Here is a 23,002-nt window from a genome sequence, read left to right on the forward strand (position 1 = left end):
CATCCGAAGATGGACGGGGTATCAACTAATCTGGCGTTGATTTTTGGCACGCTGTTGAGTTCTCAAGGAACGGACGCTTCCTTTGTACTCACCCTATCGGGCTTTCCTCCGGGCTTCCCTTCGGTATTTCGTGTTTCCAGCTTAGCAGATCCGATTTCCGTTTCTGCCACCCGCTGGAGCGGGCTGCTGGGATTGGAATTCGCTTTCGCTTTTCCGTTCCCGGCGGGGTCAAACACTACCAGGCTTTTCCGGGCCCCCTGACCACGTCCCTGCGAGCATGCAGAGGTGTAGACCACTGGGGTTAGGATCTGGCTTGATAGGTGCTGCCGACCCGCGACTCAAGGCCGCGTTGGGGTCAGGCAGGAGTACGACAGTACATCCCACCGTCAGTTGAGGCAAATCGTTTCCGGTAGTCCCTAGCTCCGCCCAACTGGTACGTCTCGTGCGGAACCGGGACTTCCTATGACATACGCTTCAGAACAGTACGCCGTCCAGGACAGGTAGTGACGGCGCCACACGATCTCCGCCCCTGGGAGGCTTCCCATGACAACCGTGACGTCGCCGCTTGCTGGACGCGCCATCGGTCTCGCCGCAGTTCCCGACCCGGTCTTCTCCGGTGCGATGGTCGGTCCCGGTACCGCCATCGATCCCGTACGTGAGCCCTCGGAGGCCGTCTCCCCCATCGACGGGGTCATCGTCTCCATGCACCCCCACGCCTTCGTCGTCGTCGACAGCGAGGGCCACGGCGTTCTGACCCACCTCGGCATCGACACCGTTCAGCTCAACGGGCAGGGCTTCGAGCTGCTCGTCAGCAAGGGTGACACCGTGACGCGCGGACAGGCCGTCGTGCGCTGGAACCCCGCGGACGTCGAGGCCGCTGGCAAGTCCCCCATCTGTCCCGTCGTGGCTCTCGAGGCCACCGCGGACTCGCTCTCCGACGTCGTCGAAGACGGTGACGTGAAGGCCGGCGACGAGCTCTTCGGCTGGCGCTGAGCCAGTTCGTCCTCGTGACGACCGCGAGTTCGACATTCAACGCGGCGGCGGGTGCCGCCGCTCTATCGGAGACGGGTGAGATGGAGACAACGCTGCGAGGCGTCGGCGTCAGCCACGGTGTGGCGATCGGCGAGGTCCGGCACATGGGCACGGCGGTTCTCGAGCCGCCGGCCAAGCAGATTCCGGCGGACGAGGCGGAGCGCGAACAGGGGCGCGCCCGTCAGGCCGTCGAAGCTGTCGCCGCCGATCTGATCGCGCGCGGCAATCTGGCCGGCGGTGAGGCGCAGCACGTGCTGGAGGCCCAGGCGATGATCGCCCAGGACCCGGAGCTCATCGCCGACGTCGACCGCCGGATCGTCGTGGGCAGCACGGCCGAGCGCGGTATCTACGACGCCTTCTCGCACTACCGCGAGCTGCTCGCCGGTGCCGGTGAGTACATGGCCGGGCGGGTCGCCGACCTCGACGACGTGCGGAACCGGATCGTCGCGCGGCTGCTGGGTGTGCCGATGCCCGGCGTGCCGGACAGCGACGAGCCGTACGTGCTGATCGCGCGGGACCTGGCGCCCGCCGACACGGCGCTGCTCGACCCGACGCTCGTGCTCGGGTTCGTGACGGAGGAGGGCGGGCCGACGAGCCACAGCGCGATTCTGGCGCGGGCGCTCGGTGTGCCGGCCATCGTCGCGCTGCCGGGTGCGGGTGAGCTGGCCGAGGGCACGCTCATCGCGGTCGACGGTTCGACCGGTGAGCTCTTCGTGGATCCGAGCGAGGAGAAGAAGGCGGCGCTGACGAAGGCCGCCGCCGAGCGCAAGGCGGCGCTCGCCACGTCCAGTGGTCCTGGTGCGACCTCGGACGGGCACAAGGTGCCGCTGCTGGCCAACGTCGGTGGTCCGGCGGACGTGCCGGCCGCGGTGGAAGCCGGGGCCGAGGGCGTCGGGCTCTTCCGCACGGAGTTCCTCTTCCTGGACGACAGCGAGAAGGCTCCGTCCGAGGAGAAGCAGGTCGAGGCCTACCGCAAGGTGCTGGAGGCGTTCCCCGAGGGTCGTGTGGTCGTGCGGGTGCTCGACGCGGGTGCCGACAAGCCGCTGGACTTCCTGACGCCGGTGGACGAGCCGAACCCGGCGCTCGGTGTGCGGGGTCTGCGGTCGCTGCTCGAGCACCCGGACGTGCTGCGGACGCAGCTGACCGCGCTGGCGAAGGCGGCCGAGGGGCTGCCGGTGTACCTCGAGGTCATGGCTCCGATGGTGGCCGACCGTACGGACGCGAAGGCGTTCGCCGACGCGTGCCGTGAGGCGGGGCTGCGGGCGAAGTTCGGTGCGATGGTCGAGATTCCGTCGGCCGCGCTGCGGGCGCGTTCGATCCTTCAGGAGGTCGAGTTCCTGTCGCTGGGCACCAACGACCTGGCGCAGTACACCTTCGCGGCCGACCGTCAGGTCGGTGCGGTGTCCCGGCTTCAGGATCCGTGGCAGCCGGCGCTGCTCGACCTGGTGGCGCTGTCCGCCGAGGCGGCCAAGGCCGAGGGCAAGAGCTGCGGTGTCTGTGGCGAGGCTGCCGCGGACCCGCTGCTCGCCTGTGTGCTGACGGGTCTGGGGGTCACCTCCCTTTCCATGGGTGCGGCGTCGATTCCGTATGTGCGGGCGACGCTGGCCAAGTACACGCTGGCGCAGTGTGAGCGGGCCGCGGCCGCGGCGCGTGCGGCGGACACGGCGCACGAGGCGCGTGTGGCCGCTCAGGCGGTGCTGTCCGGGGAGTGATCCCGGGCCTTCGCCGACGTACGAAGGGGCTTTCCGTCACTGGGTGGCGGGGAGCCCCTTCGGCGTGTGCGGGGTCAGTGGTGGGTGGTCCAGTCGTCGGGGTCGGGGTCGGGGGCGAGGGGGAAGCCGGCGCGGTGGTCGACGCCCGGTTCGGGTGAGAGCGGTTCTCCGGTGCGGGCGTCGGTGCAGTAGGCGGCGAACACCTCGGCCTCGGTGAGCGGGGTGAGGGCGCCGCCGGTGAGGCGCCAGCCGTGGAGTCGGTCGCGGTCTCCGGGGTTGCTGGTGCGCAGGACGAGTCCGCCCGGTGTGCCGAGGGTGATGCCGGCGGCGAGGACCGCGGTGAACTCGGCGGCTGCGGCGTCGTCGACGGTGGTGGTGGGTTGCGGGGTGCCGTGGGCGTGGAGGACGGCGATGAGTTGGTCGTCGGCCGCCGGGACGCTGCACACGAGGTGGTGGGTGCCGGGCCCCGCGGCGTCGAGGAGTCGCGCGAGGAGTCGGGCGGCCCGCTCGAAGGCGGCTTTGCCGATGTCCTTGCCGCAGGTGGCGCAGTCGCCCGCGGTGGCGAGGACGGTGGTGGCGTACTCCCAGGTGGCGTGGCGGACGGCGGTGTCGATGAGCTCGGGCAGGAGGGTGCTGAGGGGCTGCCCGGTGTAGGTGACGTGGGCTCCGGTGGCGGCGAGGTGGGCGGTGAAGCGGCTGCGGCTGACGGGGTGGTCGGGGTCGATGGTGGTCTCGGCGCAGTAGGCCGCGTACTCCTCGGGGTCGAAGAGGGCGACGGTGGTGTGGCCGCCCTGGGTGGCGAGGGTCTTGAGGAGCGCCTCGACCTGTCGGAGGTAGGTGGTGTGGTCGTCGAACACGAAGGTTCGGTACCGGCGCATGGCCGTGAAGTCGTGCTCGTCGGCGAGGAGGCCGACGGTGCTGGGGACTTCGTGGCGCAGGGCGCGCCTGAGGTGTGCCTGGGTGGTGCCGGTCCGTGTCATGTCTCCCCCTGGTGACGGTCCGATCAGTGCTCACTCAACGTAACCTCCGCCACTGACAGTGACGGTTCGGGGAGGCGTCGGCGGACGAGTCGGCTCTGGGCGGCGCTGGTGGCGACGAGGGCTGCGCCGAGTACCGGCCAGGCCAGGGGGCCGGCGGAGACGAGGGCCGTCATGAGGAGGGGGCCGGCGCAGCGCTGGGTGGACTGGGCGAGGCCGTGGACTCCGAGGTAGGCGCCCTGGGCGTCGTCGGGGGCCAGGGCGACCGAGAGTTCCCAGGACGCGATGGTGTGGATCATCTCGGCGAAGGTGAGGGCCACGGCCGCGGTGATCAGGGCCGCGATGGAGAGGGTCCGGCCGCCGAGGGCCGAGACGGTGAGGGCAAGCGTTCCGACGGCGAAGAGGCCCGCGACGGGGGCGAGGAGGCGTCGGGCGGCTTCCGTGGTGGAGCCGTAGCGGGAGAGCGGGACCTGGAAGGTCACGACGAGGGCGCTGTTGGCGACCATCAGGAGCGGGGCGAGGCCGACGGGGGCGTCGGTGGCGTGGACGATCCAGAGCGGCAGGGCGACCTGGAGGATCGAGTCGTGGAGGAAGAAGACCGACTCGCCCGCGGTGAAGGCGAGGAAGCCCCGGTCGCGCCATGGGTTGCTGGGCTTGGCGGTGGCGGGCCTCGCGTCGGTGGACGCGGCGGCGATGCGGGAGGCGGCGGGGGCCGGGGGTTCGGCGCAGCGGAGGGTGAGGGCCGCCATCACGAGGTAGGAGAGGACGTCTCCGACGAGCAGGAGGTGGAAGGCGGTGGTGGTGCCGACGGCGAGGGCGGCCGCCGCGCCGAGCCCTCCGACGGTCCAGCCGATGTTGGAGGTGGTGCGGTTGATCGCCTGGTAGCGGACGCGGTCGGGGCCTGCGACGCGGGCGGCGTAGAGCTTGGTGAGGACGTTGGTGGCGCGGTCGGGCAGGGCACCGGCCGCCGAGTAGAGGACGAGCAGCACGTAGTCGTCGGTGGTGAGGAGGGCGAGGAGGGCCGTGGCGCGCAGGAGTTGGGTGCAGATGATGACGCGGACGAGGGGGAAGCGGTCGGCGAGGAGTCCGCCGAGGGGGGCGCCCGCGATGCCGGCCGCGCCCGCGACGGCGATGAGGAGGCCGACCTGGCCGAGGCCGAGGCCGGTGACGTAGGTGAAGTAGAGGGCCATGGCCGTGGACCAGAGTCCGGTGCCGCACTTGTCGATGAAGCCGATGAGGAGCATGCGGCGACCGTCGGGGCCTCCGGGGATGCGGTCCTTGAGGGCTGGTCGGCCTAGGCGGGTGGAACGGGTGGAGCGGCTCATGGGTCCCCCTTGCCAACTGCTTTGTATTGATACATACTTGATTACGTGACAGCACAATATGCGATCGAGGGGACGACGGCCAAGGGGATCGCCGCGTCCGTCGAGCAGGGCGTGACCGAGGGCAGGCTCGCTCCGGGCGACGCGCTGCCGCCCGTGCGGAGGCTCGCGGACACGCTGGGGGTGAGTCCGGGGACCGTCGCGACGGCCTACAAGGAGCTGCGGCAGCGGGGGCTGATCGTCACGCGGGGCCGGGGCGGGACCGTGGTGGCGGAGGTTCCCTCGGTCGCCTCCCGGCGTCCGCCGCGCGTACCGGACGGCTTGGTGGACCTGGCGGGCGGCCATCCGGACCCGGCCTTCCTCCCCGTGCTGCGTCCGCCGTCGACGGTCACCCCGGTGTACGGGTCCCACCGCGCCGCGCCTCGGCTCGCGGCGCTCGAAGAGGCGACCCGGGCGTGGTTCGAGCGGGACGGGGTGCCCGCCCGGCACGTGACCTTCGCGCACGGAGCGCTCGACTGCATCGCACGCCTCCTTTCGACGGAGCTGCGTCCCGGTGACGCGGTGGCCGTGGAGGATCCCGGTTTCCACCATCTGCTGGACCTCGTACCGGCGTTGGGGCTGCGGATCGTCCCGGTGGACGTGGATGGTGAGGGGCTCGTACCGGAGTCGCTGCGAACGGCGCTTCGGAGCGGGGCGCGCGCGGTGGTGTGCAGCCCGCGGGGGCAGTGTCCGACCGGGGCGTTCTTCACCCGGTCGCGCCGGGACGAACTCGTCGCGGTACTGAGGGGGTTCCCTGAGGTCCTCGTCGTCGAGGACGACCACAACGCGGAGGTTGGCGGGGCGGCGGCGTACACGCTCGCGGCGGCGGGGCTCGACCGGTGGGCACAGGTGCGGACGGTGTCGAAACACCTCGGGATCGATCTACGCTGGGCCGGACTCGCGGGCGACGCGGTGACGCTGGCCCGGCACGACGGGCGGATGCTGATGACCTCCGGCTGGGTCAGCCACGTACTTCAGGACACCGTGGCCGGTCTCTTCGGCGACCGTGCGGTACGCGCGCTCGTGGCGGCGGGCGAGACGGCGTACGGGGAGCGGCGCGCGGCTCTGATCGGTGCGCTCGGGACGTACGGGATCCGGGCCGTCGGGGCGAGCGGGTTGAACGTGTGGGTGCCGGTACGGGACGAGTCGGCGGTCGTGAACGGGCTGCGCACGCAGGGGTGGTGGGTCGCCGCGGGGGCGCGGTTCCGGATCGCGGCGCCGCCCGCGGTACGGATCACGACGGCGACGCTCGCGCCCGGCGACGCGACGCGCCTCGCGGCGGACTTCGCGGAGGTGCTCGGCGACGCGCAGGCGACGTACGGCGGATGACGCGGGAGGCGGCGGAACGCTCCGGGGGTGGGTCTTCGACCGTTCGACGTCGGCGTTCCCTGCGGGCCCCCGGCGCGCTGCCGGGGGCCCCGCAGGGGTGGCGGTCCGGTCAGCCCCGTCGGGAGGCCGCCAGCGTTTCGTAGAAGTGGAGGAGGCCCAGGTCGTCGACCGAGCCCGCGTTGACGGCCTTGGCCAGGGGCGTGCCCTGGAGGAGGCGCTTGACGGGGACCTCGATGCGCTTGCCGGTGAGGGTGTGCGGGACGCCCGGGACCTCGATGATCTCGTCGGGGACGTGGCGCGGGGAGAGTTCGCTGCGGATCGTCCTCTTGATGCGGGCGATCAGTTCCTCGTCCAGGGTGGCGCCCTCCACGAGGTGGACGAAGAGCGGCATCCAGTAGCCGCCGTCCGGCTCCTCCAGGCCGATCACGAGGGATTCGCGGATCTCCGGGAGGCGTTCCACGGCCTCGTAGATATCGGCGCTCCCCATCCGTACGCCCTGGCGGTTCAGGGTGGAGTCGGAGCGGCCGTGGATGACGACCGAGCCGTGGTCGGTGATCGTGATCCAGTCGCCGTGGCGCCAGGCGCCCGGGAACATCTCGAAGTAGCTGTCGCGGTAGCGGCTGCCGTCGGGGTCGTTCCAGAAGTGGATCGGCATGGACGGCATGGGGTTGGTGACGACGAGTTCGCCGACCTCGCCGATGACGGGCTTGCCGGAGGGGTCCCAGGCCTGGAGGTCGGTGCCGAGGCCCGCCGCCTGGAGCTCGCCGATGTGGACCGGGAGGGTCGGGACGGCGCCGGCGAAGCAGGAGCACACGTCGGTGCCGCCGCTGACGGAGGCGATCCACAGGTTTTCGCGGACCTCGTCGTGGAGCCAGCGGAAGCCGTCGGGCGGCAGCGGGGAGCCGGTGGTGGCGACGCACTTCACGGCGGAGAGGTCGAAGTCGCGGCCGGGGTGGACGTCCGCCTTGGCGCAGGCCATGACGTACGCGGCGGAGGTGCCGTACAGGGTGGCGCGGGTCCGTTCGGCGACGCGCCACTGGGCGGCCGTGTCCGGGTAGCCGGGGCTTCCGTCGTACAGGACGACGGTCGTGCCGGTGAGGAGGCCGGAGACGAGGAAGTTCCACATCATCCAGCCGGTGGAGGTGTACCAGAAGAACACGTCCTCGGGCCCGAGGTCGCAGTGCAGGCCCAGCTGCTTGACGTGCTCGACGAGGATGCCGCCCTGGGACTGGACGATGGCCTTCGGGAGGCCGGTCGTGCCGGAGGAGTACAGGACCCACAGCGGGTGCGAGAAGGGGACCTGTTCGTAGACCGGCTCGGTGTCGGCGGCGACGAGGTCGGACCAGGCGAGCGTGCCCTCGGGGGCCGGGGTGCCGAGGAGCGGGATGTGGACGACGGCGCGGAGGGTGGGCAGCTCGGCGCGGAGCTCGGCGACGGTGTCGCGGCGGTCGTGCTCCTTGCCGCCGTAGCGGTAGCCGTCGACGGTGAAGAGGACGACCGGTTCGACCTGCTGGAAGCGGTCGAGGACGCTGCGGGCGCCGAAGTCCGGGGCGCAGGAGGTCCATACGCCGCCGACCGCCGCGGTGGCGAGGAGGGCCACGACGGACTGCGGGACGTTGGGCAGGTAGCCGCTGACCCGGTCGCCGGGCCGTACGCCGAGGGCGCGGAGTTCGGCGGCGAGGGAGGCCACCTGGCGGCGGAGCTCGGCCCAGGTGGTCGGCTGGGGCTCATGTGTCTCGTCCACATGGAGCAGAGCCGTGTCGTGGGGGCGCTCGTCGGCGGCGCGCAGGGCGTGCTCGGCGTAGTTGAGGGTGGCGCCGGGGAACCAGTCGGCGCCGGGCATCGACCGGTCGCCGAGGACGCGCTCGTACGGGGTGGAGAAGCGGATGTCGAACCACTCGGCGACCGCCTTCCAGAAGGCTTCGAGCTCGTCGACCGACCAGCGGTGGAGCGCCGGGTACCCGCCCTCGGCGGGGGCGCCGTGGTGTTCGGCCGCCCAGGTCTGGAAGCGGGTGACGGCGGCTGTGGCGATGCGTTCCTCGTCCGGCTGCCAGAGCGGCTCGGTCTGCGCTGATGTCATTGGGGCGGCTCCCTGGCTGTACGCGGGGTCGGCGTGTGTCCCGCGCACGTGCTGGGGTGTGCGCGCGACGCGGCTGACAGGACGATGCCATGTGATCGTCTTTCGCACCAGGGCTGCCCGCCCATGGTCGGGTAGTTGAATATGTGCTCCCACCACGGGTGAACGGAAGTTGAACGGACCTCGTATCGCCGCTGGTGGGTGGCAGGGTGATCACCATGGACGGTCGTGGACTGGTGCGTTCGATCAAGGTGTTCGGTTCGGTGCGGGGGTTGCGGGCGGTGCGGGCGGCGTGGCGGCAGCGCCGTACGGACGCGTGGGGGCTGCCGCCGAGGGGGCCGGAACGGGCTCGGGTGCCGGGTCTCGCGACGGGGGCGGAGGCCGCTCCTGGGGGCGGGATCATCCGTTTCGCCCGGTCATCGTTGCGGATCTGCGTGTCGCCGGGCGGCACCGTGTTCTGGGGGTGGGACGGGGCCGGTCCGCTTCCCTCGTACGCCTTGGCCGGCGAGGCGCCCGACCCGGATCCGCGGGCCTGCCTCGAGCCGGACACCGACGGCGGCTGGCGGATCGTGTCGGAGCGGGTGACGGTCGCGGTCTCCCGGCACGGGGCCGTGGAGATCCGGACGCCCGGCGGGGTGATGCTGCGCCGGGACCTGCCGCCGCGCTGGTGGGAGCCGGTGGGGAGCGGGGAGGCGGCCACGGGACCGGGTGCCATGGCCGTGACGGAGACCGTCGGGAGCGAGCGGGACGGGTCGGTCGCGGGGGGCGCGGGCGGTGCGCGGGACGGGGCGGTCGCGGTCGGGCGTGCGCGTTGGGTGCAGCGGAGCGAGGTGCCGGCGGACGCGCGGTTCTTCGGGCTCGGCGGGCGGGCGGCGGGGCCGCGGCTGCGGGACGGCTCGTACCGGCTGTGGAACACCGACCCCAAGGGGAGTTTCGGCCCCGGGGACGATCCGCTCTACCTCACCATGCCCGTGCAGTTCGTCGTCTCGGACGCCGGTACCCACCTGGCGTTCCACGACAACTCCTGGGACGGCCGCGTCACCCTGGCCGAGGGCGAGGAGGGTGCGGGTTCGGGACACGACCGGCCGGGGACCAGCGAGGTCCGGATGGGCGGCGGGCCGCTGCGCTGCTGGGTCGTGGTCGGCACCCCCGCGCGCGTACTCCACGGCTGGGCCGCGCTCACGGGTGCTCCCGCGCTGCCGCCCGACTGGGCGCTCGGACCGCAGCACGCGCGCTGGGGGTTCGGCAGCGCGCGGGAGGTGCGCAGGGTCGTCGCCGGGTACCGGGAGCGCGGGCTGCCGCTGTCCGCCGTACACCTGGACATCGACCACTACGACGAGCATCAGGTGTTCACGGTCGATCGGGAGCGGTTCCCCGATCTGCCGGGGCTCGCGGCGGAGCTGCGGGAGCAGGGCGTGCGGCTCGTGTCGATCGTGGACCCGGCGGTGAAGGCCGAACCGGGGAACGCGGTCTACGACAGCGGGCGGGCGGCGGGAGCCTTCGTCCGGGACGCGCGGGGCGGGGAGGTCCGCGGAGTGGTGTGGCCGGGCGAGTGCGCCTACCCGGACTTCACCGATCCCGCGGTACGGGAGTGGTGGGGCGGCCTCTACGAGGAGCGGCTCCGGCAGGGCTTCGCCGGGGTCTGGCACGACATGAACGAGCCGGTGTCCTTCGCCCCCTTCGGTGACATGACGCTGCCGCGTTCCGCGCGGCACGCCCTCGACGGCCGGGGCGGCGACCACCGCGAGGCGCACAACGTGTACGGCCTCGCGATGGCGCGGGCCGGGTACGAGGGGCTGTGCCGGCTGCGGCCCGACGAGCGGCCCTTCCTCTTCTCGCGGTCGGGCTGGGCGGGCATGCAGCGGTACGGGGGCACCTGGTCAGGTGACGTGTCGACGGGGTGGCCGGGGCTGCGGGCCTCGCTCTCCCTGGTCCTGGGGCTCGGGCTGTGCGGGGTGCCGTACTCCGGGCCCGACGTGGGCGGTTTCGACGGCAGCCCGACACCGGAGCTGTTCCTGCGCTGGTACCAGCTGGGGGCGTGGCTGCCGCTGTTCCGTACGCACGCGGCGATCGGCGCGGGGCGGCGCGAACCGTGGGAGTTCGGCCCGGAGGTCCTGGAGCACGCGCGCGTGGCGCTGGCCGAGCGGGAGCGGCTGCGGCCGTACTTCATGACCCTGGCCCGGCTCGCGCGGATGACGGGTGCCCCGTACGCACGCCCGCTGTGGTGGGGGACGCCCGAGGACCGGGTGCTGCGCGACTGCGAGGACGCGTTCCTGCTCGGCGACGCGCTCCTCGTGGCGCCGGTCCTGACGCGGGGCGCCGACCGGCGGGCGGTGCGGCTGCCGCGCGGACGCTGGTACGACACGGCGACGGGGCAGGCGTACGAGGGGCCCGGGCAGGTGCTGCTCGACGCGCCGCTCTCCCGGATCCCGGTCCTGGTGCGGGCGGGGGCGGTGCTCCCGGTGCGGGGTGAGGGCGGCGACCTGGCCCTGGAGGTGTGGGCGCCCGCCGCCGGGCGGACGGGCGGGGGGCTCGTCGTACGGGACACGGGGGACGGCTGGGAGCCGGCCGAGATCGAGCGGTACCAGTCGCGGCTGGTGGACGGGCGGGTGGTGGTGGTGGAGCGGATGACGGACGACGGGGCGGAGGCGCCGGGGCTGCCGGTGCGGGTGCGGAACCCGTAACCGGGTGTTCGTGGCAGGGCTCGGCCCTCGTCCGCGTACAGGCCGACCCGTAACCGGGTGTTCGTAGCATGGCTCGGGCCTCGACCGCGGCCCGGCCCCGGCCCCGTCCCCGGCCCCGCAGCCCCGTCAGTCGTACGCCCCCGCGAACCACTTCCGTACCGCCTCCGTGTGGAGGGGGAAGGCCAGTTCCACGGGCGCGTGGAGCGCGTGGTGGCCGCTCGTCTCGTCCGTCGGGGCCGAGGGCGGGAGTTCGGCGGCCCGGCGGGGCGGGAGGAGGCCGAAGAGGAGGAGGTGGCCGGCCGGGGAGCTCATCGCGTCGGCGAGGCGGACGTCCTCGGCGGAGGCCTCGATGCCGGTCTCCTCGCGCAGTTCGCGGGCGACGGCGGCGCGCCAGTCCTCACCGTGGTCGATGAAGCCGCCGGGCAGGGCGACCTCGCCCCGGGCGGGCTCGATGGTGCGGGTGATGACGACGAGGCCCGTTCCCTCTCCGTCCGTGACGGGGAGCAGGGCGACGGCCACGGGGAGGGGGTTGCGGTAGGCGGTGTGCGCGCAGGCCGGGCAGGTGCGGGGCCAGCCGGCGTCGGCCGGGTGGGCGGCGCCGCAGCAGGAGCAGTGGGAGTCCTTCACGGCCCGACCGTATGCGATCACCCTTTCTTGGCGCTGCCGGAACTGATAGACGGTGTGCATGACAGGACTTGCTTCCGTTTTCCGTACCCTCGCCGTCACGGCCGCGGCCGGGCTGCTCGCCGTCACGGGCGCCGTCGCCGCCCCCGCTCCCCCGGCCTCGGCCACGCCGGAGCCCAAGGCCCCACCGGAGTTCGTGGCCCTGAACTCGGTGGACCGGACGATCCTTCAGGAGATGCGCTACACGACTCCGCACAACTTCGTGGGTGAGCCGGTGGACGGCTACCGGCAGCCGCTGTGCATCCTGACCCGGCCGGCCGCCGAGGCACTGCACCGGGCGCAGGTGCGTCTCCTCGCGCGGGGCTACACGCTGAAGGTGTACGACTGCTACCGGCCGCAGCGGGCCGTCGACCACTTCGTGCGGTGGGCGAAGGACCTGGGGGACGAGCGGATGAAGGAGGAGTTCTATCCGCTCGTCGACAAGTCGAGGCTGTTCGCGGACGGTTACATCGCGGAGAAGTCGGGACACAGCCGCGGTTCGACGGTGGATCTGACGATCGTGCGGCTGCCGGCGTCGCCCACGCGCGCGTACGTGCCGGGCGAGCAGCTGGTGGAGTGCTTCGCGCCGCGGTCGGAGCGGTTCCCCGACAACTCCGTGGACATGGGGACGGGGTACGACTGCTTCGACACGCTCTCGCACACCGACGACCCGCGGATCCAGGGCGTGCAGCGGGCCAACCGTCAGCTGTTGAAATCGGCGCTCGTCGAGCAGGGGTTCGTGAACCTGCCGGAGGAGTGGTGGCACTTCACGTTCAAGCCTGAGCCGTTCCCGAGCACGTTCTTCGACTTCCCGGTGGCTCGGAGGTCGGTGGCCGGTCACTGAGTGCGGGAGCCCCGGCTGCGCGGGTGGCGGTGTGTTGAGGCCCCCGCGTGCGGGGGCCTCAACCGTCAGGTCGTCGCGCCCGCGTGGGTCCGGTCCGCGAGGACCAGGGCGTGTTGGACGACGGCCACGAGGACGTTCTTCACGGACTCGCGGTCGCGGGCGTCGCACATCACGAGCTCGACCTCGGGATCCAGGTCGAGCGCCCCGCGCACGCTCTCTGCGGGGAAGCGCTGCGCGCCCTCGAAGCAGTTGACGGCCACCGTGAAGGGGATGCCGCGCCGCTCGAAGTAGTCGATGGCCGCGAAGCTGTCCTCCAGGCGGCGGGTGTCCGCGAGGACGACCGCGCCGAGCGCGCCCTGCGCCAGCTCGTCCCACAGGAACCAGAAACGGTCCTGGCCCGGAGTGCCGAACAAGTACAGGACGAGGTCCTCGCGGAGGGTGATCCGGCCGAAGTCCATGGCGACCGTGGTGGTCGTCTTGGTCTCCACGCCGTGCAGGTCGTCGACGGGCCGCCCCGCCTCGCTGAGGATCTCCTCCGTCCGCAGGGGCCGGATCTCGCTGACCGCGCCCACCAGGGTCGTCTTGCCGACCCCGAATCCGCCGGCGACCAGGATCTTCAGGGTCATCGGCTCGACGAAGGGCTTTTTGCGGCTAGAGCGCCCGAAGGCCATTGATCACCTCGCGGAGAATGCTCACGTCCGGCAGCTCGGCCGGCGGAACGGGGCGGGTCACGTGGACGAGTTCGTCCTCGACGAGGTCACCGACGAGAACCCGGACCACCCCGACGGGGAGGTCGAGTCCGGCGGCGAGCTCGGCGATCGACTGGGGTTGCTCGGAGCAGCGTTCGACGATCTCCACGTGTTCGGGGGAGAGCGTCTGGTCCCGGCCGGGATCGTCGGCGGCGGGCTCGGGGACGACCAGCGCGATCAGGTCGAGCCGGTGACGGGTGGCGGCGCTGGTCCGGCCGCGGGTCATCGCGTACGGACGGACCACGGGCCCGGCCTCGTCGTCGAACCAGTGGTGCGGGGCCGGGCTCTCGTTCAGCTGGCTGCGCTCGGCTGCTTCACTCATGCCGTCCCACTCACCCTCCCGCGGGCAGACCGGTCCGGGGGGCCGTGGCGAGGTGGGCCCCGACCCGCTTCACCATCAGCGTCATCTCGTAGGCGACCTGGCCGACGTCGGAGTCGGCGTCGGCGAGCACCGCCAGGCAGCTGCCGTCACCGGCGGCCGTGACGAACAGGAAGGCGTCCTCCAGTTCGACGACCGTCTGGCGGACCTGGCCCGCCTCGAAATGGCGGCCGACGCCCTTGGCGAGGCTGTGGAAACCGGAGGCGACGGCGGCCAGGTGCTCGCCGTCCTCCCGGGTGAGGTCCTGGGAGGCACCGGTGGGGAGGCCGTCGCTGGAGAGCACCAGGGCCTTCCGGATGGACCTGACGCGCTGGACGAGCTCGTCGAGGAGCCAGTTCAGCTCGCCGTTTCCGTTTCCGTGGGCGTGGCCGGAGGTGGTGCTGGGTGCTGCGGCGTTCGGTGCGGTCATCGACCGTCCCCCTCGGGTGTCGTTCCTTGTGCTGTCGGGTCGTCCGGGTCGGCGTTGTGCCGCCGTCCGCGCTGCCAGCCGCGCTGCATGGCGGCCATGCGTGCGCGTACCTCCTCGGCGTCGCGTTCGAAGGAGTCGGGGTCCGCGGGCTTCGCGCCGCCGCTCGTACGGGCGTCCGCACGCGCGCCCGTACCGCGGTCGGCCGGGCCGTCGGTCGCGCGCAGTTGCGGTGCGAGGCTCGCCTGGCGGACGCGGCGGGGCAGTCCGCCGAACGGCTCCGGGCTCTGGGTCTGGCCCTGGCTCTGCGACGGGGCGGGGCTCTGGCGCTGGCTATCGCGCTGGCTCTGGCTCGCGCTCTCGCTCTGCGACGGCAGGGGGCGCTGCGGCGGGGCTTGGCTCGCCGGCGGGACGGGGCGCGGCGGTACGGGGCGGTCCGTCGCTGCGGGGCGCCGCGGCGGCACCGGGCCCTCCGCCGGTACGGGGACGAGGGTGGGGCCGGTCGGCCGTCCCCCGGGCCGGGGCGCCGGCGGGTCGTCCTGTCCGGCGCCGTGCGCGAGGTGGCCCGAGGCGCCGGGGTGCCCCGTCGCGCGGCCGGGAGCGGGGTGCGCCCGGGCGGGGAAGGTCTGCGCGCGCTCGGGGCCCCCGTGGCCGTGGTCGGGAAGCGCGTGAGCCCTGCCGGATGCGCCGTCGGGAGTCGCGTCGGCGCGGGTCGGGAGGGCATGCGCGCGGGTCGGGTCGTCGGCGCGGCCCGGGAGAGCCTGTCCGCGGGTCGGGTTGTCGGCGCGGGCCGGGAGTGCGTGGGTGCGGTCCTGGTCGTCCACGCGGCGACCGTGGTCCACGACGAGCGTCGGGGTGACGCGGCGGCGCGGAAGCGGTACGGGGCCGAGGGCTCCCCCGTCGGCCTGCGCCTCGCCCTCGCCGTGGCCGTGCGCCCGGTCACTGGCCTGCTGGTGCTGCTCGCCCGCGGGTGCGAGCGGGCCGCGCCGCCTGCCTCGGGGCAGGAACAGGCCGCCGCGCTCGCTCTCGGTGTCGAGGAGGTCCGCCGACCGGTCGAGGAGTACGTCGAAGTCGTCGCTGTCGACGGGACCTTCGAGTTCGACGGGGCCGTCGAGCGGGGCGGGGCCCTCGGTGACGTCCGGGACCCTGGCGAGAGCCGGGCGCCGGGCGGGCGGCGTGCCGCCGTCGGCTGTCCCGTCGTCGGCCGGGGCGGTGCGCTCCAGCGTCTTGCGGTCCAGCCGGAAGCCCGCGCCCTGGGTCTCGGGCGCGTCGGTGAGCAGCGCGGCCGGGATGAAGACGACCGCGGTGGTCCCGCCGTACGGGGAGGTCTGCAGCGAGACGCGGACGTTCTGGCGCTGGGCGAGCCGGCTGACCACGAAGAGACCGAGGCGGTCGGTGTCCGAGAGTTCGAACTCGGGGGTCTCGGCGAGCCGCAGGTTGGCGTCGAGCAGGGCGTCCGGGTTCATGCCGAGGCCGCGGTCGTGGATCTCCAGCGTGAAGCCGTTGGCGACGCGCTCGCCGCGCACCTGGACGGCGGTGTGCGGCGGCGAGAACACCGTCGCGTTCTCCAGGAGTTCGGCGATGAGGTGGGTGAGGTCCGCGACGGCGGGGCCGCCCACGCCGAGCCGGGGCAGTCGGCGTACCTCGATCCGCTCGTAGTCCTCGACCTCGGCGACGGCGGCGCGGACCACGTCCATGAGCTGGACGGGCTTGCGCCACTGCCGGGAGGGCGCGGCGCCGGAGAGGATGACGAGGCCCTCGGCGTGGCGTCGCATACGGGTGGTGAGGTGGTCGAGCCGGAAGAGGTCGGCCAGCTCGTCGGTGTCCTCGGTGCGCCGTTCCATGGTGTCGAGGAGGGTGAGCTGACGGTGGAGCAGGACCTGGTTGCGGCGGGCGAGGTTGACGAACACCTCGGACACGCCGCGCCGCAGCTCCGCCTGCTTGACCGCGGCCTCGACGGCGGCGCGCTGAAGGGTGTTGAGTGCCTGGCCGACCTGGCCGACCTCGTCCTCCCCGTAGGCCAGGTGGGGTACCTCGGTGCCGACGTCGACCTGTTCGCCGGCGGCGAGCCTCCGCATGACGCTGGGGAGGCGTACGCCGGAGACCTCCTGGGCCTCCTTCTGGAGGCGGCGCAGGTCGCGGACGAGCACGCGGCCGATCCGGACGGAGATGACGACGGAGGCCAGCAGGGCGAGGAAACCGAGGACGCCGGCGACCCCGGCCTTGAGGAGGACGCTGTACGCGGCGGGCTGGACCCGGTCCTGGTAGCGGTCGCCCGCTGCGGTGTTCTCGCGGGCGAGGTCGTCGAGGACGGGGCCCGCGTGGTCCTGCCAGTAGGCGGCGGTGAGGGCGCGCGGGCTGTCGGTGGGGCCCTGCTCGATGATCGCGTTCTCTGCGGTGCGCAGCGGCCGGGTGTCGGGACTGCGCCAGTACCTCTCGAAGCGCTCGCGCTCGGCGGTGGGCAGGAGTTCGAGGTTGACCTCGTAGAACTGCTCGCGGTTGGCGATGAGGTCGGAGATCGCGCGGATCTCCTGGGTGGTGACGCGGTCCGCGACGAGCGCGGAGAGGACGAGGGCGTCCTCGCGGGAGAGCAGTTCACGCGCACGCGTGATGCCGACGAGGGCGCGGCCCTGCTTGTCCATCTCCACGTTCTCGAGGGCGTGGAGGGTGGTGAGGAAGCTGTAGCAGGGGTCGACGAGCCGGTTGTAGAAGTCGAGGGCCTGCATGCGGCCGATGTCACGTTTCTCCACGGAACGGCGCAGCGAGGCGAGGCCGTCGAGCGCTTCGAGGAGGGAGGTGAGGCGTTGGGCGGTGACGGGCCGCATCTCCTCGCGCACGCCGGGGTCGGCGGCGTTGGCGCGGATGCGGGCGATCTGGCGGTCGGTGGCCCGGCGGGTCTCGCGCAGGGAGCCGAGGGCGTCGGAGCCCCGGGGGTCGGCGAGGTAGATGAGGGACTGGCGGCGTTCGAGCTGGATGACCCGGGCGGTGTCCTCCAGGGGGTAGCCGACCTTGTCGACGATGTAGCCGACGTCGAGGAGCTGGTCGGCCTCGCGGCCGGTGAGGGCCGTGGCGAAAACCCACAGACCGGTGAGGGAGACGAGCGGTACGAGGAGCAACGCCACGATCTTCCGGCGGATGGACTTCCCGCGAAAGCGCATGGCCTCCCCCAGCTCGACCCCCGTGGGCCGGGGGTCCTTCACGTCCGTGACGTCCGGCGTCAACACGCGGCGTCAACCTTGAGTTTCCACAGTCGAGTTTCAACGCTTGAGTTTCAACAAACGGCGGCGCGAGCCTACTACTGCATCAGGGCCATTCCGAAGGCATGTCCGGGCTGTTTTCAGCCTGTCGAGTGAGTGTTGATCATGAGATGTCCTGATATTCGGCGAGTTGAGGTCGGCCACTGTGGTGCAGGACACCTGATGACTCGCCATTTCTCCGGCCTGCGGAGATGGCTGGAACTGTTCCTTCCGGGCCTGCCCGCACCAGGTTCACCCCGGGGCGGGCGAAACCTTTTCCCTCTCGCGTGCGTCAATAGGTACGGGGAGGGTTCTGTCCGTGTAAAGGCGCTCAAGCCGGGCAGCCGACCCTGAAGTCGTTCAGTGGTGGGGAGTGACAGGACAATGGAACACGAGGCGCGGTCGGCGCGGCAGTTGTGGGTGGACGAGGAGCATGGCCGACAACGGATGCCCGATCCGGTGCGTACCGCAGCCGTACGGGCCGTGATCATCACCTCCGTGACGATCATCCAGGCGGTGGTGGCCTTCTTCTGCTCCGTGGCGGGCTCCTGGCTGGCGTTCCCCGTGACCGTCAGCGCCGTGGTCTTCACCGTCGTGGCCACCTGGAGTGTCCTCGACGTCTGGATCACCCGTCAGGTGTGGCGCCAGCGCAACGGCGTGGTGTCGGAGCCGAGCAGCACGGCACGCCCGCCGCTCCGTGAGAAGCACGGAGGGAGCCGGGCGGAGGCGGCGTCGCCGCTGTCCGAGGCGGCCTGAGGCGCGGACGGTACGGAGACGGAGCGGCCTGGCCCCCTGGGGGCCAGGCCGCTCTTCGTCCCGCTACGGCGCGGGTAGCGGCGTCGGGTCGTCGGTCGCGTGGCGGCGGAACATCCGGGTCGCCGTGATCTCGCCGTGGATCGTCTCGGCCTCCCCGGCGGTCTGCGGCAGCCCCGGTCGCAGGTGCTCCTCCACGCTGATGTACTTGAGCCCGGCCCGCAGGTCGGCGTCGTTGCGCAGCCGGATCACCAGCGGGAACTCGGCGAGGGCGGTCGTGTCGAACAGGCCCGTCGTGTACAGCAGCTGGACGCCGAGCGCGTCCGACACGGCCCGCTGGAGCTCCAGCAGGTACGTGGCGTTGGCGCGGCCGATCGGGTTGTCCAGGAACAGCGTGCCCGCGTGGCGGTGCTTGTCGCGGCCCCGGTCGTTGGAGCGGAGCGCCGCCATCGTGCAGTACAGGGCGATGGCCGCGGTGAGCAGCTGCCCGCCGGAGAAGACGTCGCCCATCTGCCCGACGGGCACCCGCTCGGCGCGGAGCACCGCGTCCGGCTTGAGGATCTCGACGGAGACGCCCTTGGGTTCGAGGGCCGCCTGCACACCCCGCAGCAGCAGGGACATACCGTCGCGGCGCAGGTCGGAGTTCTTCTTGACGGCGGCGCGGGTCGCCTCGTCGACGACCTCGCCGAGCCGCTCCGCGAGGGTGGCCTGGTCGGGCTCCTCGAAGCGGATCCGCAGGAACTCCTGCCCCGACCACTCGCCGAGGCCCTCGGGGAGCCGGGAGAGCCGCTGCGCCGAACGGAGCGTCGCGAGCGACGACTCCACGAGGCCGCGCAGCCGGTCGACGATCGAGTCGCGGTTGCGCTCCAGCTGTTCCAGCTCGTCGGTGAGGACCCGCAGCCGGGGCGCGAAGGCCTCGGCCCACTTGGCGGCGTGCTCGGGCAGCGCGGACGCCGGCAGTTCGCGGATCTGCTGGCGGGCCGGGGTGCGGACCTGCTCGTACCGGGTGGAGTTGGCGTGCCGTACGAGGATGTCGCTCGCCTCGCGGACGGCCGCGTCGGCCGCGGACAGCTCGGCGGTGCAGCCGCGCAGCGAGCGGCGCGCCTCGGCGGCCGTCGTACGGGCCTCCTCAAGGCTGCCGGGGTACGCCTCGGCCTCGTCCCGCTCCTCGTCCGCGTGGTCGCGCAGCAGGTCCCGCAGCAGGGCCGCGGTCTCCTCGAAGCCGCCTGCGGCGTCCTCGGCGGCCCGGTGGTCGCGGAGCAGGCCGGCGTGGGCGGCGCGCGCCGCCTCCAGGGCGTCGGTACGGGAGGCGAGTTCGGCGGTGGCGGTACGGAGCAGGGTCTGGGCCCGCTCGGCGTCGGCGGGCACCAGCTCCTCGGGCAGCTCGGTGTGCGCCTCGCCGTCCTCGGGGGCGAGCCGCTCGGCCTCGCCGCGCAGACGGCCGAGCTTCTCGCTCGCCTCCGACGCGCGGGTCTCCAGCATCTGTACGAGGGCCTCGGCGCGGGCCGCGGCGGCCTGCCGGGACGGGCCGTCGGCGCCGTCGGTGGACTCGAGGAGCTGCTCGGCGCGGCTCCTGACCTTGTTGGTGAGGCGGTCGAGTTCGGCGACGGCGGCGGACTCGTCGCTCTCGGCGCGGGCCTGCTCGGCGCGCAAGTCGGCGCCGACGCCGACCTTCTCGTACAGCTGGGACGCGGCCCGGTAGGCCTCGCGCAGGGTGGGGAGGGCGGCCCGGGACGCGGGCGCGTCGCCCTCGGGGAGGGTGTCGGGGGCGCCGGCGATCTCGGCGCGCTCGGCCCGCAGGGCACGGGCGGTGCGGTGCGCGTCGTCGGCGGAGCGCTGGGTCGCGCGGCGGTCCTCGTCGGCGGCACGGGCGCGTTCCAGGCAGGTCTGGGCGCGGGCCTCGGCCTCGGCGGCGTCGTCGGCGAGTTCCCGCAGCTTGGCCTGCCAGGCGGACCGCTCGCGCAGCCGGAACGCCAGGCCCGCGAGGGCGTCGGCGACGCGGCGGGCGCGCTGGGCGGCCTCCTGGCGCTCGTCCCTGACCTGGGCCGCCTCGGCGGCCGTTTCCTCGGCCTCCGCGCGCGCGGTCCTGGCCTCGTCGAGAGTCGCGGCGGCGGCCTCGGCGGTCTCGCGGGCGGTCGTGGCGACGGCCGCGAGTTCGGCGAGCATCCCGGGCGGGCAGTCGGCGCGCCAGGACCCGATCCGGGCCGCGAGGGAGCGGTCACCCGCGAGGCGGGCGGCGAGGGTACGGATCTCCTCGTCGCGGGCGGCCGCGCGGGCGCGCAGGGCGTGGCGCTCCTCGTCGGCCGCGTGCTCGTCGTGCATGGCCGGGTTCGGCGGTACGAGGAAGACCCCCGCATCGTCCGTCGGGTCCTGCCCCGGCACCGGGGCGAGCAGGGCGGCGGCGGTGCCGACGGCCACGGCGGAGCGGGGCAGCAGGGCGGCCGAGCCGAGGACCTCGCGGGCGCGTCCGTACGAGACGGGGTCGGTGATCACGACACCGTCGACGAGCTCCGGGCGGGCGGCGAGTACGCGCGCGTGGTCGGCGGGGTCCACGGACTGGGCGAGGTAGCGCCAGCCGGGGAGGGCGGGGATGCCGTGCTCGCCGAGGTACTCGACGGTGGCGAGGACGTCGGGTCCCGGCGGCAGCAGGCCGCCGTCGCCGAGGGCGCCGAGGATGCGGGAGTCGTCGGCGGCGGCGGTGCGCAGGTCGAAGAGCTGGCGCTCGGCGGAGGTGACGGCCTGGTCGAGCATGCCGCGCAGGTCGTCGGCGTACCGGTCGAACTCGGTGACGGTGAGCGGCCCTTGGCGCGCGGGCTCCCCCGAGGTGACGGCGCCGTCGGCGGGGTTCCGGTCCTCGCCGTCGCCGGCGGGCGCGGTGGCCGCGGTGGCCGCGCGCTGGCCCGGGAGCGGGGAGCCGGCGGCGGGGTGGGGGGCGCCGGTGGCGGGGAGGCTCAGGAGTTCGGCGAGGCGTTCCTCGCCGGCGAGGAGCTCGGCGGCGCGGCGCTCCGCGTCGTAGGCGTTCCCGGCGGCCTCGGCCGCGTCGGAGGCGCGGGCGGCGGCGAGTTCGGCTCGGGACTCGGCGCCCGCCGCCTCACGCGCGCGGTCCGCCGCGGTGCGGGCGGCCTCGCGGGCCGTGTCCCAGGCGGCGACCGTCGTCTTCTCGGCGTCGCTCGCGGCGAGGGCCGCGCGGGCGGGGTCGGCGTCGGGCGCGGAGTCGTCGAGCCAGCCGGCCCGTACCGCCTCCGCGGTCTCCTGCTCGACCTCGGCGAGCCGCTGGCGGAGGTGGCCCGCCTCGCTGCGGGCGCGCTGGGCTTCGGTGGCGGCGGCCGTGGCGTCGCGGTGGGCGGTCTCACCGGCCTCCTGGAGGGCGGTGGAGCGTTCCTCCTCCTCCGCCGCGTGGCGCTCGCCCTCCTCGGCGGCGGCGGCGAGCGCCCGTACGAGGTCGGCCGCAGCTTCGGCGCGGGCCGCGAGGGCCGGGGCGGCGTCCCGCTCGGCCTCCCGGATGGCGGCCGCCACGCGCGCGGAGCGGTCGCTCGCGGCGCGGTGGCGGAGGACGACCTCGGCCGCCTGCCAGGCGGAGTGCATGGTGCGGGCGTCGGTGAGTTCGCGCCGCTGGGAGGAGGCGCCCTTCTCGGCGGCGGTCAGGGCCAGGGAGGCGTGCCGGTAGGCGAGTTCGGCGGCGATGAGGGAGCTGCGGCCCCGGCCGGTCTCGGCCTCGGCTACGGCGTGGGCCGCGGAGGTGACCTGCTGGGCGAGTTCGGCGCCCCTGCCGCGTTCCTCGGCGGCGCGGGCGGAGAGCCGGCGGGCCAGGGTGCGGGTGCGGCGCTCGGCGGCCGTGTGGACTTCGCGCGCGTGGGACCGGGTTTCGGCTGCCTCGACGATCCGGCCGAGGAGGTCGACCGAGCCGGCCGTGAACTCGCGCTCGGCGTTCAGTTCGGCGCGGCGGCCGAGCTTGTTGCCGAAGCCGCCGACGAGGTCCGCGAGTCCGTCGGTGTCCCGGGTGTCGGTGACGGCGCGCAGCAGCAGGTCGGTGAAGTCGGAGTCCTTCTTGACCGCGAAGAGACCGGCGGCCTCGCCCTCGTCGGCGTTCATCTCGCGCTGGTAGCGGAAGAGTTCCGGGTCGAGGCCGAGTTCGCCGAGGTGCTCGTTCCAGCGGTCGTGGATCTCCTCCCAGTAGACCTCCAGATGCGGGTAGGCCTTGCCTGCCTCCGTGATGGCGTCGCGGAAGCCCTTCATGGTGCGGCGGCGGCCGGTCGCGCCAGAGGAGCCCTCGACGGGCGGGCGGACGGAGGTCGCCTCGGCGACGGGGAGGTTGTCCAGGCTGAGCCCGGGGCCGGGGCGGAAGGAGTACCAGGCCTCCGCGAACTTCCGCGGGTCGGAGGAGACCTGACGGCCCCGCCACTCGCTGGCCTTGCCGACGACGACCAGTTCGCCGGTGAGGGTGTGCTGCCACTCCAGTGCGACGTGTCCGCAGTCGTCGGCGAGGAGGAACTTGCGCAGGACGCCGGAGCTGGCGCCGCCCAGGGTGTTGCGGTGGCCGGGGAGCATGACCGAGAAGATCAGCTTGAGGAGGACGGACTTGCCGCCGCCGTTCTCCAGGAAGAGCACGCCCGCGGGGGCGGGGCGGCGCGGCGGACCGACCGGTTCCTCCGCGAAGAACTCCGCCTGTGTGGGGGCGGGGTGGGGCACGGGCGCGCCGACTCCCCGCAGGTCCAGGACGGTGTCGGCGTAGCGCGCACCGGCGGGACCGATGGAGTACAGGCGGACCCGGGACAGCTCGTACATGGCGAGGAACTCTCG

At 73.3% G+C, this 23,002-nt stretch carries 16 protein-coding genes; 7 read left to right on the plus strand and 9 right to left on the minus strand.

Annotation, left to right across the window (positions count from 1 at the left end):
• From ABT034_RS32265 to ptsP, 3 genes are all read left to right on the plus strand, one after another.
• Nucleotides 1-261 (plus strand): hypothetical protein (locus ABT034_RS32265; protein WP_351220635.1); only part of this gene is annotated, 261 nt, incomplete at its 5' end.
• 282 nt (nt 262-543) lie between these two features.
• Entirely contained in the window at nt 544-993 is a 450-nt protein-coding gene (locus ABT034_RS32270) for a PTS sugar transporter subunit IIA (RefSeq protein WP_351220636.1), read from the plus strand.
• A gap of 80 nt (nt 994-1,073) precedes the next feature.
• A complete protein-coding gene (gene ptsP / locus ABT034_RS32275; protein ID WP_351220637.1) occupies nt 1,074-2,744 on the plus strand; it encodes a phosphoenolpyruvate--protein phosphotransferase in 1,671 nt (556 codons plus the stop codon).
• 74 nt (nt 2,745-2,818) lie between these two features.
• Here the strand turns inward: ptsP and ABT034_RS32280 are convergent, their stop codons facing one another.
• Together ABT034_RS32280 and ABT034_RS32285 are read right to left on the minus strand one after the other, a co-directional pair.
• Nucleotides 2,819-3,724: a DUF8829 domain-containing protein gene (locus ABT034_RS32280; RefSeq protein ID WP_351220638.1), complete on the minus strand. Its 906-nt coding sequence runs from the start codon at nt 3,722-3,724 to the stop codon at nt 2,819-2,821.
• A gap of 23 nt (nt 3,725-3,747) precedes the next feature.
• Nucleotides 3,748-5,046 carry an MFS transporter gene (locus ABT034_RS32285; RefSeq protein WP_351220639.1) on the minus strand — a complete coding sequence of 433 codons (1,299 nt, stop codon included), beginning with the start codon at nt 5,044-5,046 and terminating at the stop codon, nt 3,748-3,750.
• 45 nt (nt 5,047-5,091) lie between these two features.
• Between ABT034_RS32285 and ABT034_RS32290 the strand changes: the two genes are divergently transcribed.
• Nucleotides 5,092-6,411 carry a GntR family transcriptional regulator gene (locus ABT034_RS32290; protein ID WP_351220640.1) on the plus strand — a complete coding sequence of 440 codons (1,320 nt, stop codon included), beginning with the start codon at nt 5,092-5,094 and terminating at the stop codon, nt 6,409-6,411.
• A gap of 109 nt (nt 6,412-6,520) precedes the next feature.
• Here the strand turns inward: ABT034_RS32290 and ABT034_RS32295 are convergent, their stop codons facing one another.
• Nucleotides 6,521-8,491, minus strand: a complete 1,971-nt coding sequence (locus tag ABT034_RS32295; RefSeq protein WP_351220641.1) for an acetoacetate--CoA ligase — start codon at nt 8,489-8,491, stop codon at nt 6,521-6,523.
• Nucleotides 8,492-8,706: 215 nt separating this feature from the next.
• Here ABT034_RS32295 and ABT034_RS32300 point away from each other — a divergent pair, with 215 nt between their 5' ends.
• Nucleotides 8,707-11,172: a glycoside hydrolase family 31 protein gene (locus tag ABT034_RS32300; protein ID WP_351220642.1), complete on the plus strand. Its 2,466-nt coding sequence runs from the start codon at nt 8,707-8,709 to the stop codon at nt 11,170-11,172.
• A 126-nt stretch (nt 11,173-11,298) separates the two neighbouring features.
• Here ABT034_RS32300 and ABT034_RS32305 read toward each other — a convergent pair whose 3' ends face one another.
• Nucleotides 11,299-11,859, minus strand: coding sequence for an NUDIX domain-containing protein (locus ABT034_RS32305; protein ID WP_351220643.1), 561 nt, complete (start codon nt 11,857-11,859; stop codon nt 11,299-11,301).
• On the opposite strand from ABT034_RS32305, the gene ABT034_RS32310 reads away from it, so the two are divergent.
• Nucleotides 11,858-12,679 (plus strand): M15 family metallopeptidase, encoded by an 822-nt coding sequence (locus ABT034_RS32310; protein WP_351220644.1) that lies wholly within the window; start codon nt 11,858-11,860, stop codon nt 12,677-12,679. The genes ABT034_RS32305 and ABT034_RS32310 overlap by 2 nt on opposite strands.
• A 65-nt stretch (nt 12,680-12,744) precedes the next feature.
• On the opposite strand, the gene ABT034_RS32315 is transcribed toward ABT034_RS32310, so the two are convergent.
• From ABT034_RS32315 to ABT034_RS32330, 4 genes are read right to left on the minus strand one after another with little or no spacing between them, the layout of a single operon-like run.
• Nucleotides 12,745-13,350 carry a GTP-binding protein gene (locus ABT034_RS32315; protein ID WP_351220645.1) on the minus strand — a complete coding sequence of 202 codons (606 nt, stop codon included), beginning with the start codon at nt 13,348-13,350 and terminating at the stop codon, nt 12,745-12,747.
• Nucleotides 13,331-13,750 (minus strand): DUF742 domain-containing protein, encoded by a 420-nt coding sequence (locus ABT034_RS32320; RefSeq protein WP_351220646.1) that lies wholly within the window; start codon nt 13,748-13,750, stop codon nt 13,331-13,333. The genes ABT034_RS32315 and ABT034_RS32320 overlap by 20 nt, the downstream gene beginning before the upstream one ends.
• Nucleotides 13,751-13,760: 10 nt before the next feature.
• Nucleotides 13,761-14,216, minus strand: coding sequence for a roadblock/LC7 domain-containing protein (locus ABT034_RS32325; RefSeq protein ID WP_351220647.1), 456 nt, complete (start codon nt 14,214-14,216; stop codon nt 13,761-13,763).
• Nucleotides 14,213-17,371, minus strand: a complete 3,159-nt coding sequence (locus ABT034_RS32330) for a sensor histidine kinase (RefSeq protein WP_351220662.1) — start codon at nt 17,369-17,371, stop codon at nt 14,213-14,215. The genes ABT034_RS32325 and ABT034_RS32330 overlap by 4 nt, the downstream gene beginning before the upstream one ends.
• Nucleotides 17,372-17,908: 537 nt before the next feature.
• On the opposite strand from ABT034_RS32330, the gene ABT034_RS32335 reads away from it, so the two are divergent.
• Nucleotides 17,909-18,205: a hypothetical protein gene (locus tag ABT034_RS32335; RefSeq protein ID WP_351220648.1), complete on the plus strand. Its 297-nt coding sequence runs from the start codon at nt 17,909-17,911 to the stop codon at nt 18,203-18,205.
• A gap of 63 nt (nt 18,206-18,268) precedes the next feature.
• On the opposite strand, the gene ABT034_RS32340 is transcribed toward ABT034_RS32335, so the two are convergent.
• A complete protein-coding gene (locus ABT034_RS32340) occupies nt 18,269-22,987 on the minus strand; it encodes a hypothetical protein (RefSeq protein WP_351220649.1) in 4,719 nt (1,572 codons plus the stop codon).
• Between the last annotated feature and the right edge of the window lie 15 nt (nt 22,988-23,002).

The organism is Streptomyces sp. NPDC002773 (genome assembly GCF_040295605.1).
Classification (GTDB): Bacteria; Actinomycetota; Actinomycetes; order Streptomycetales; family Streptomycetaceae; genus Streptomyces.

Coding starts and splice junctions, on each gene's coding strand:
- ABT034_RS32330 (WP_351220662.1), bottom strand. CDS start 17,371: ATGCGCTTTCGCGGGAAGTCCATCCGCCGGAAGATCGTGGCGTTGCTC.
- ABT034_RS32300 (WP_351220642.1), top strand. CDS start 8,707: ATGGACGGTCGTGGACTGGTGCGTTCGATCAAGGTGTTCGGTTCGGTG.
- ABT034_RS32305 (WP_351220643.1), bottom strand. CDS start 11,859: ATGCACACCGTCTATCAGTTCCGGCAGCGCCAAGAAAGGGTGATCGCA.
- ABT034_RS32320 (WP_351220646.1), bottom strand. CDS start 13,750: ATGAGTGAAGCAGCCGAGCGCAGCCAGCTGAACGAGAGCCCGGCCCCG.
- ABT034_RS32340 (WP_351220649.1), bottom strand. CDS start 22,987: ATGTACGAGCTGTCCCGGGTCCGCCTGTACTCCATCGGTCCCGCCGGT.
- ABT034_RS32270 (WP_351220636.1), top strand. CDS start 544: ATGACAACCGTGACGTCGCCGCTTGCTGGACGCGCCATCGGTCTCGCC.
- ptsP (WP_351220637.1), top strand. CDS start 1,074: ATGGAGACAACGCTGCGAGGCGTCGGCGTCAGCCACGGTGTGGCGATC.
- ABT034_RS32325 (WP_351220647.1), bottom strand. CDS start 14,216: ATGACCGCACCGAACGCCGCAGCACCCAGCACCACCTCCGGCCACGCC.
- ABT034_RS32310 (WP_351220644.1), top strand. CDS start 11,858: ATGACAGGACTTGCTTCCGTTTTCCGTACCCTCGCCGTCACGGCCGCG.
- ABT034_RS32315 (WP_351220645.1), bottom strand. CDS start 13,350: ATGGCCTTCGGGCGCTCTAGCCGCAAAAAGCCCTTCGTCGAGCCGATG.
- ABT034_RS32285 (WP_351220639.1), bottom strand. CDS start 5,046: ATGAGCCGCTCCACCCGTTCCACCCGCCTAGGCCGACCAGCCCTCAAG.
- ABT034_RS32295 (WP_351220641.1), bottom strand. CDS start 8,491: ATGACATCAGCGCAGACCGAGCCGCTCTGGCAGCCGGACGAGGAACGC.
- ABT034_RS32280 (WP_351220638.1), bottom strand. CDS start 3,724: ATGACACGGACCGGCACCACCCAGGCACACCTCAGGCGCGCCCTGCGC.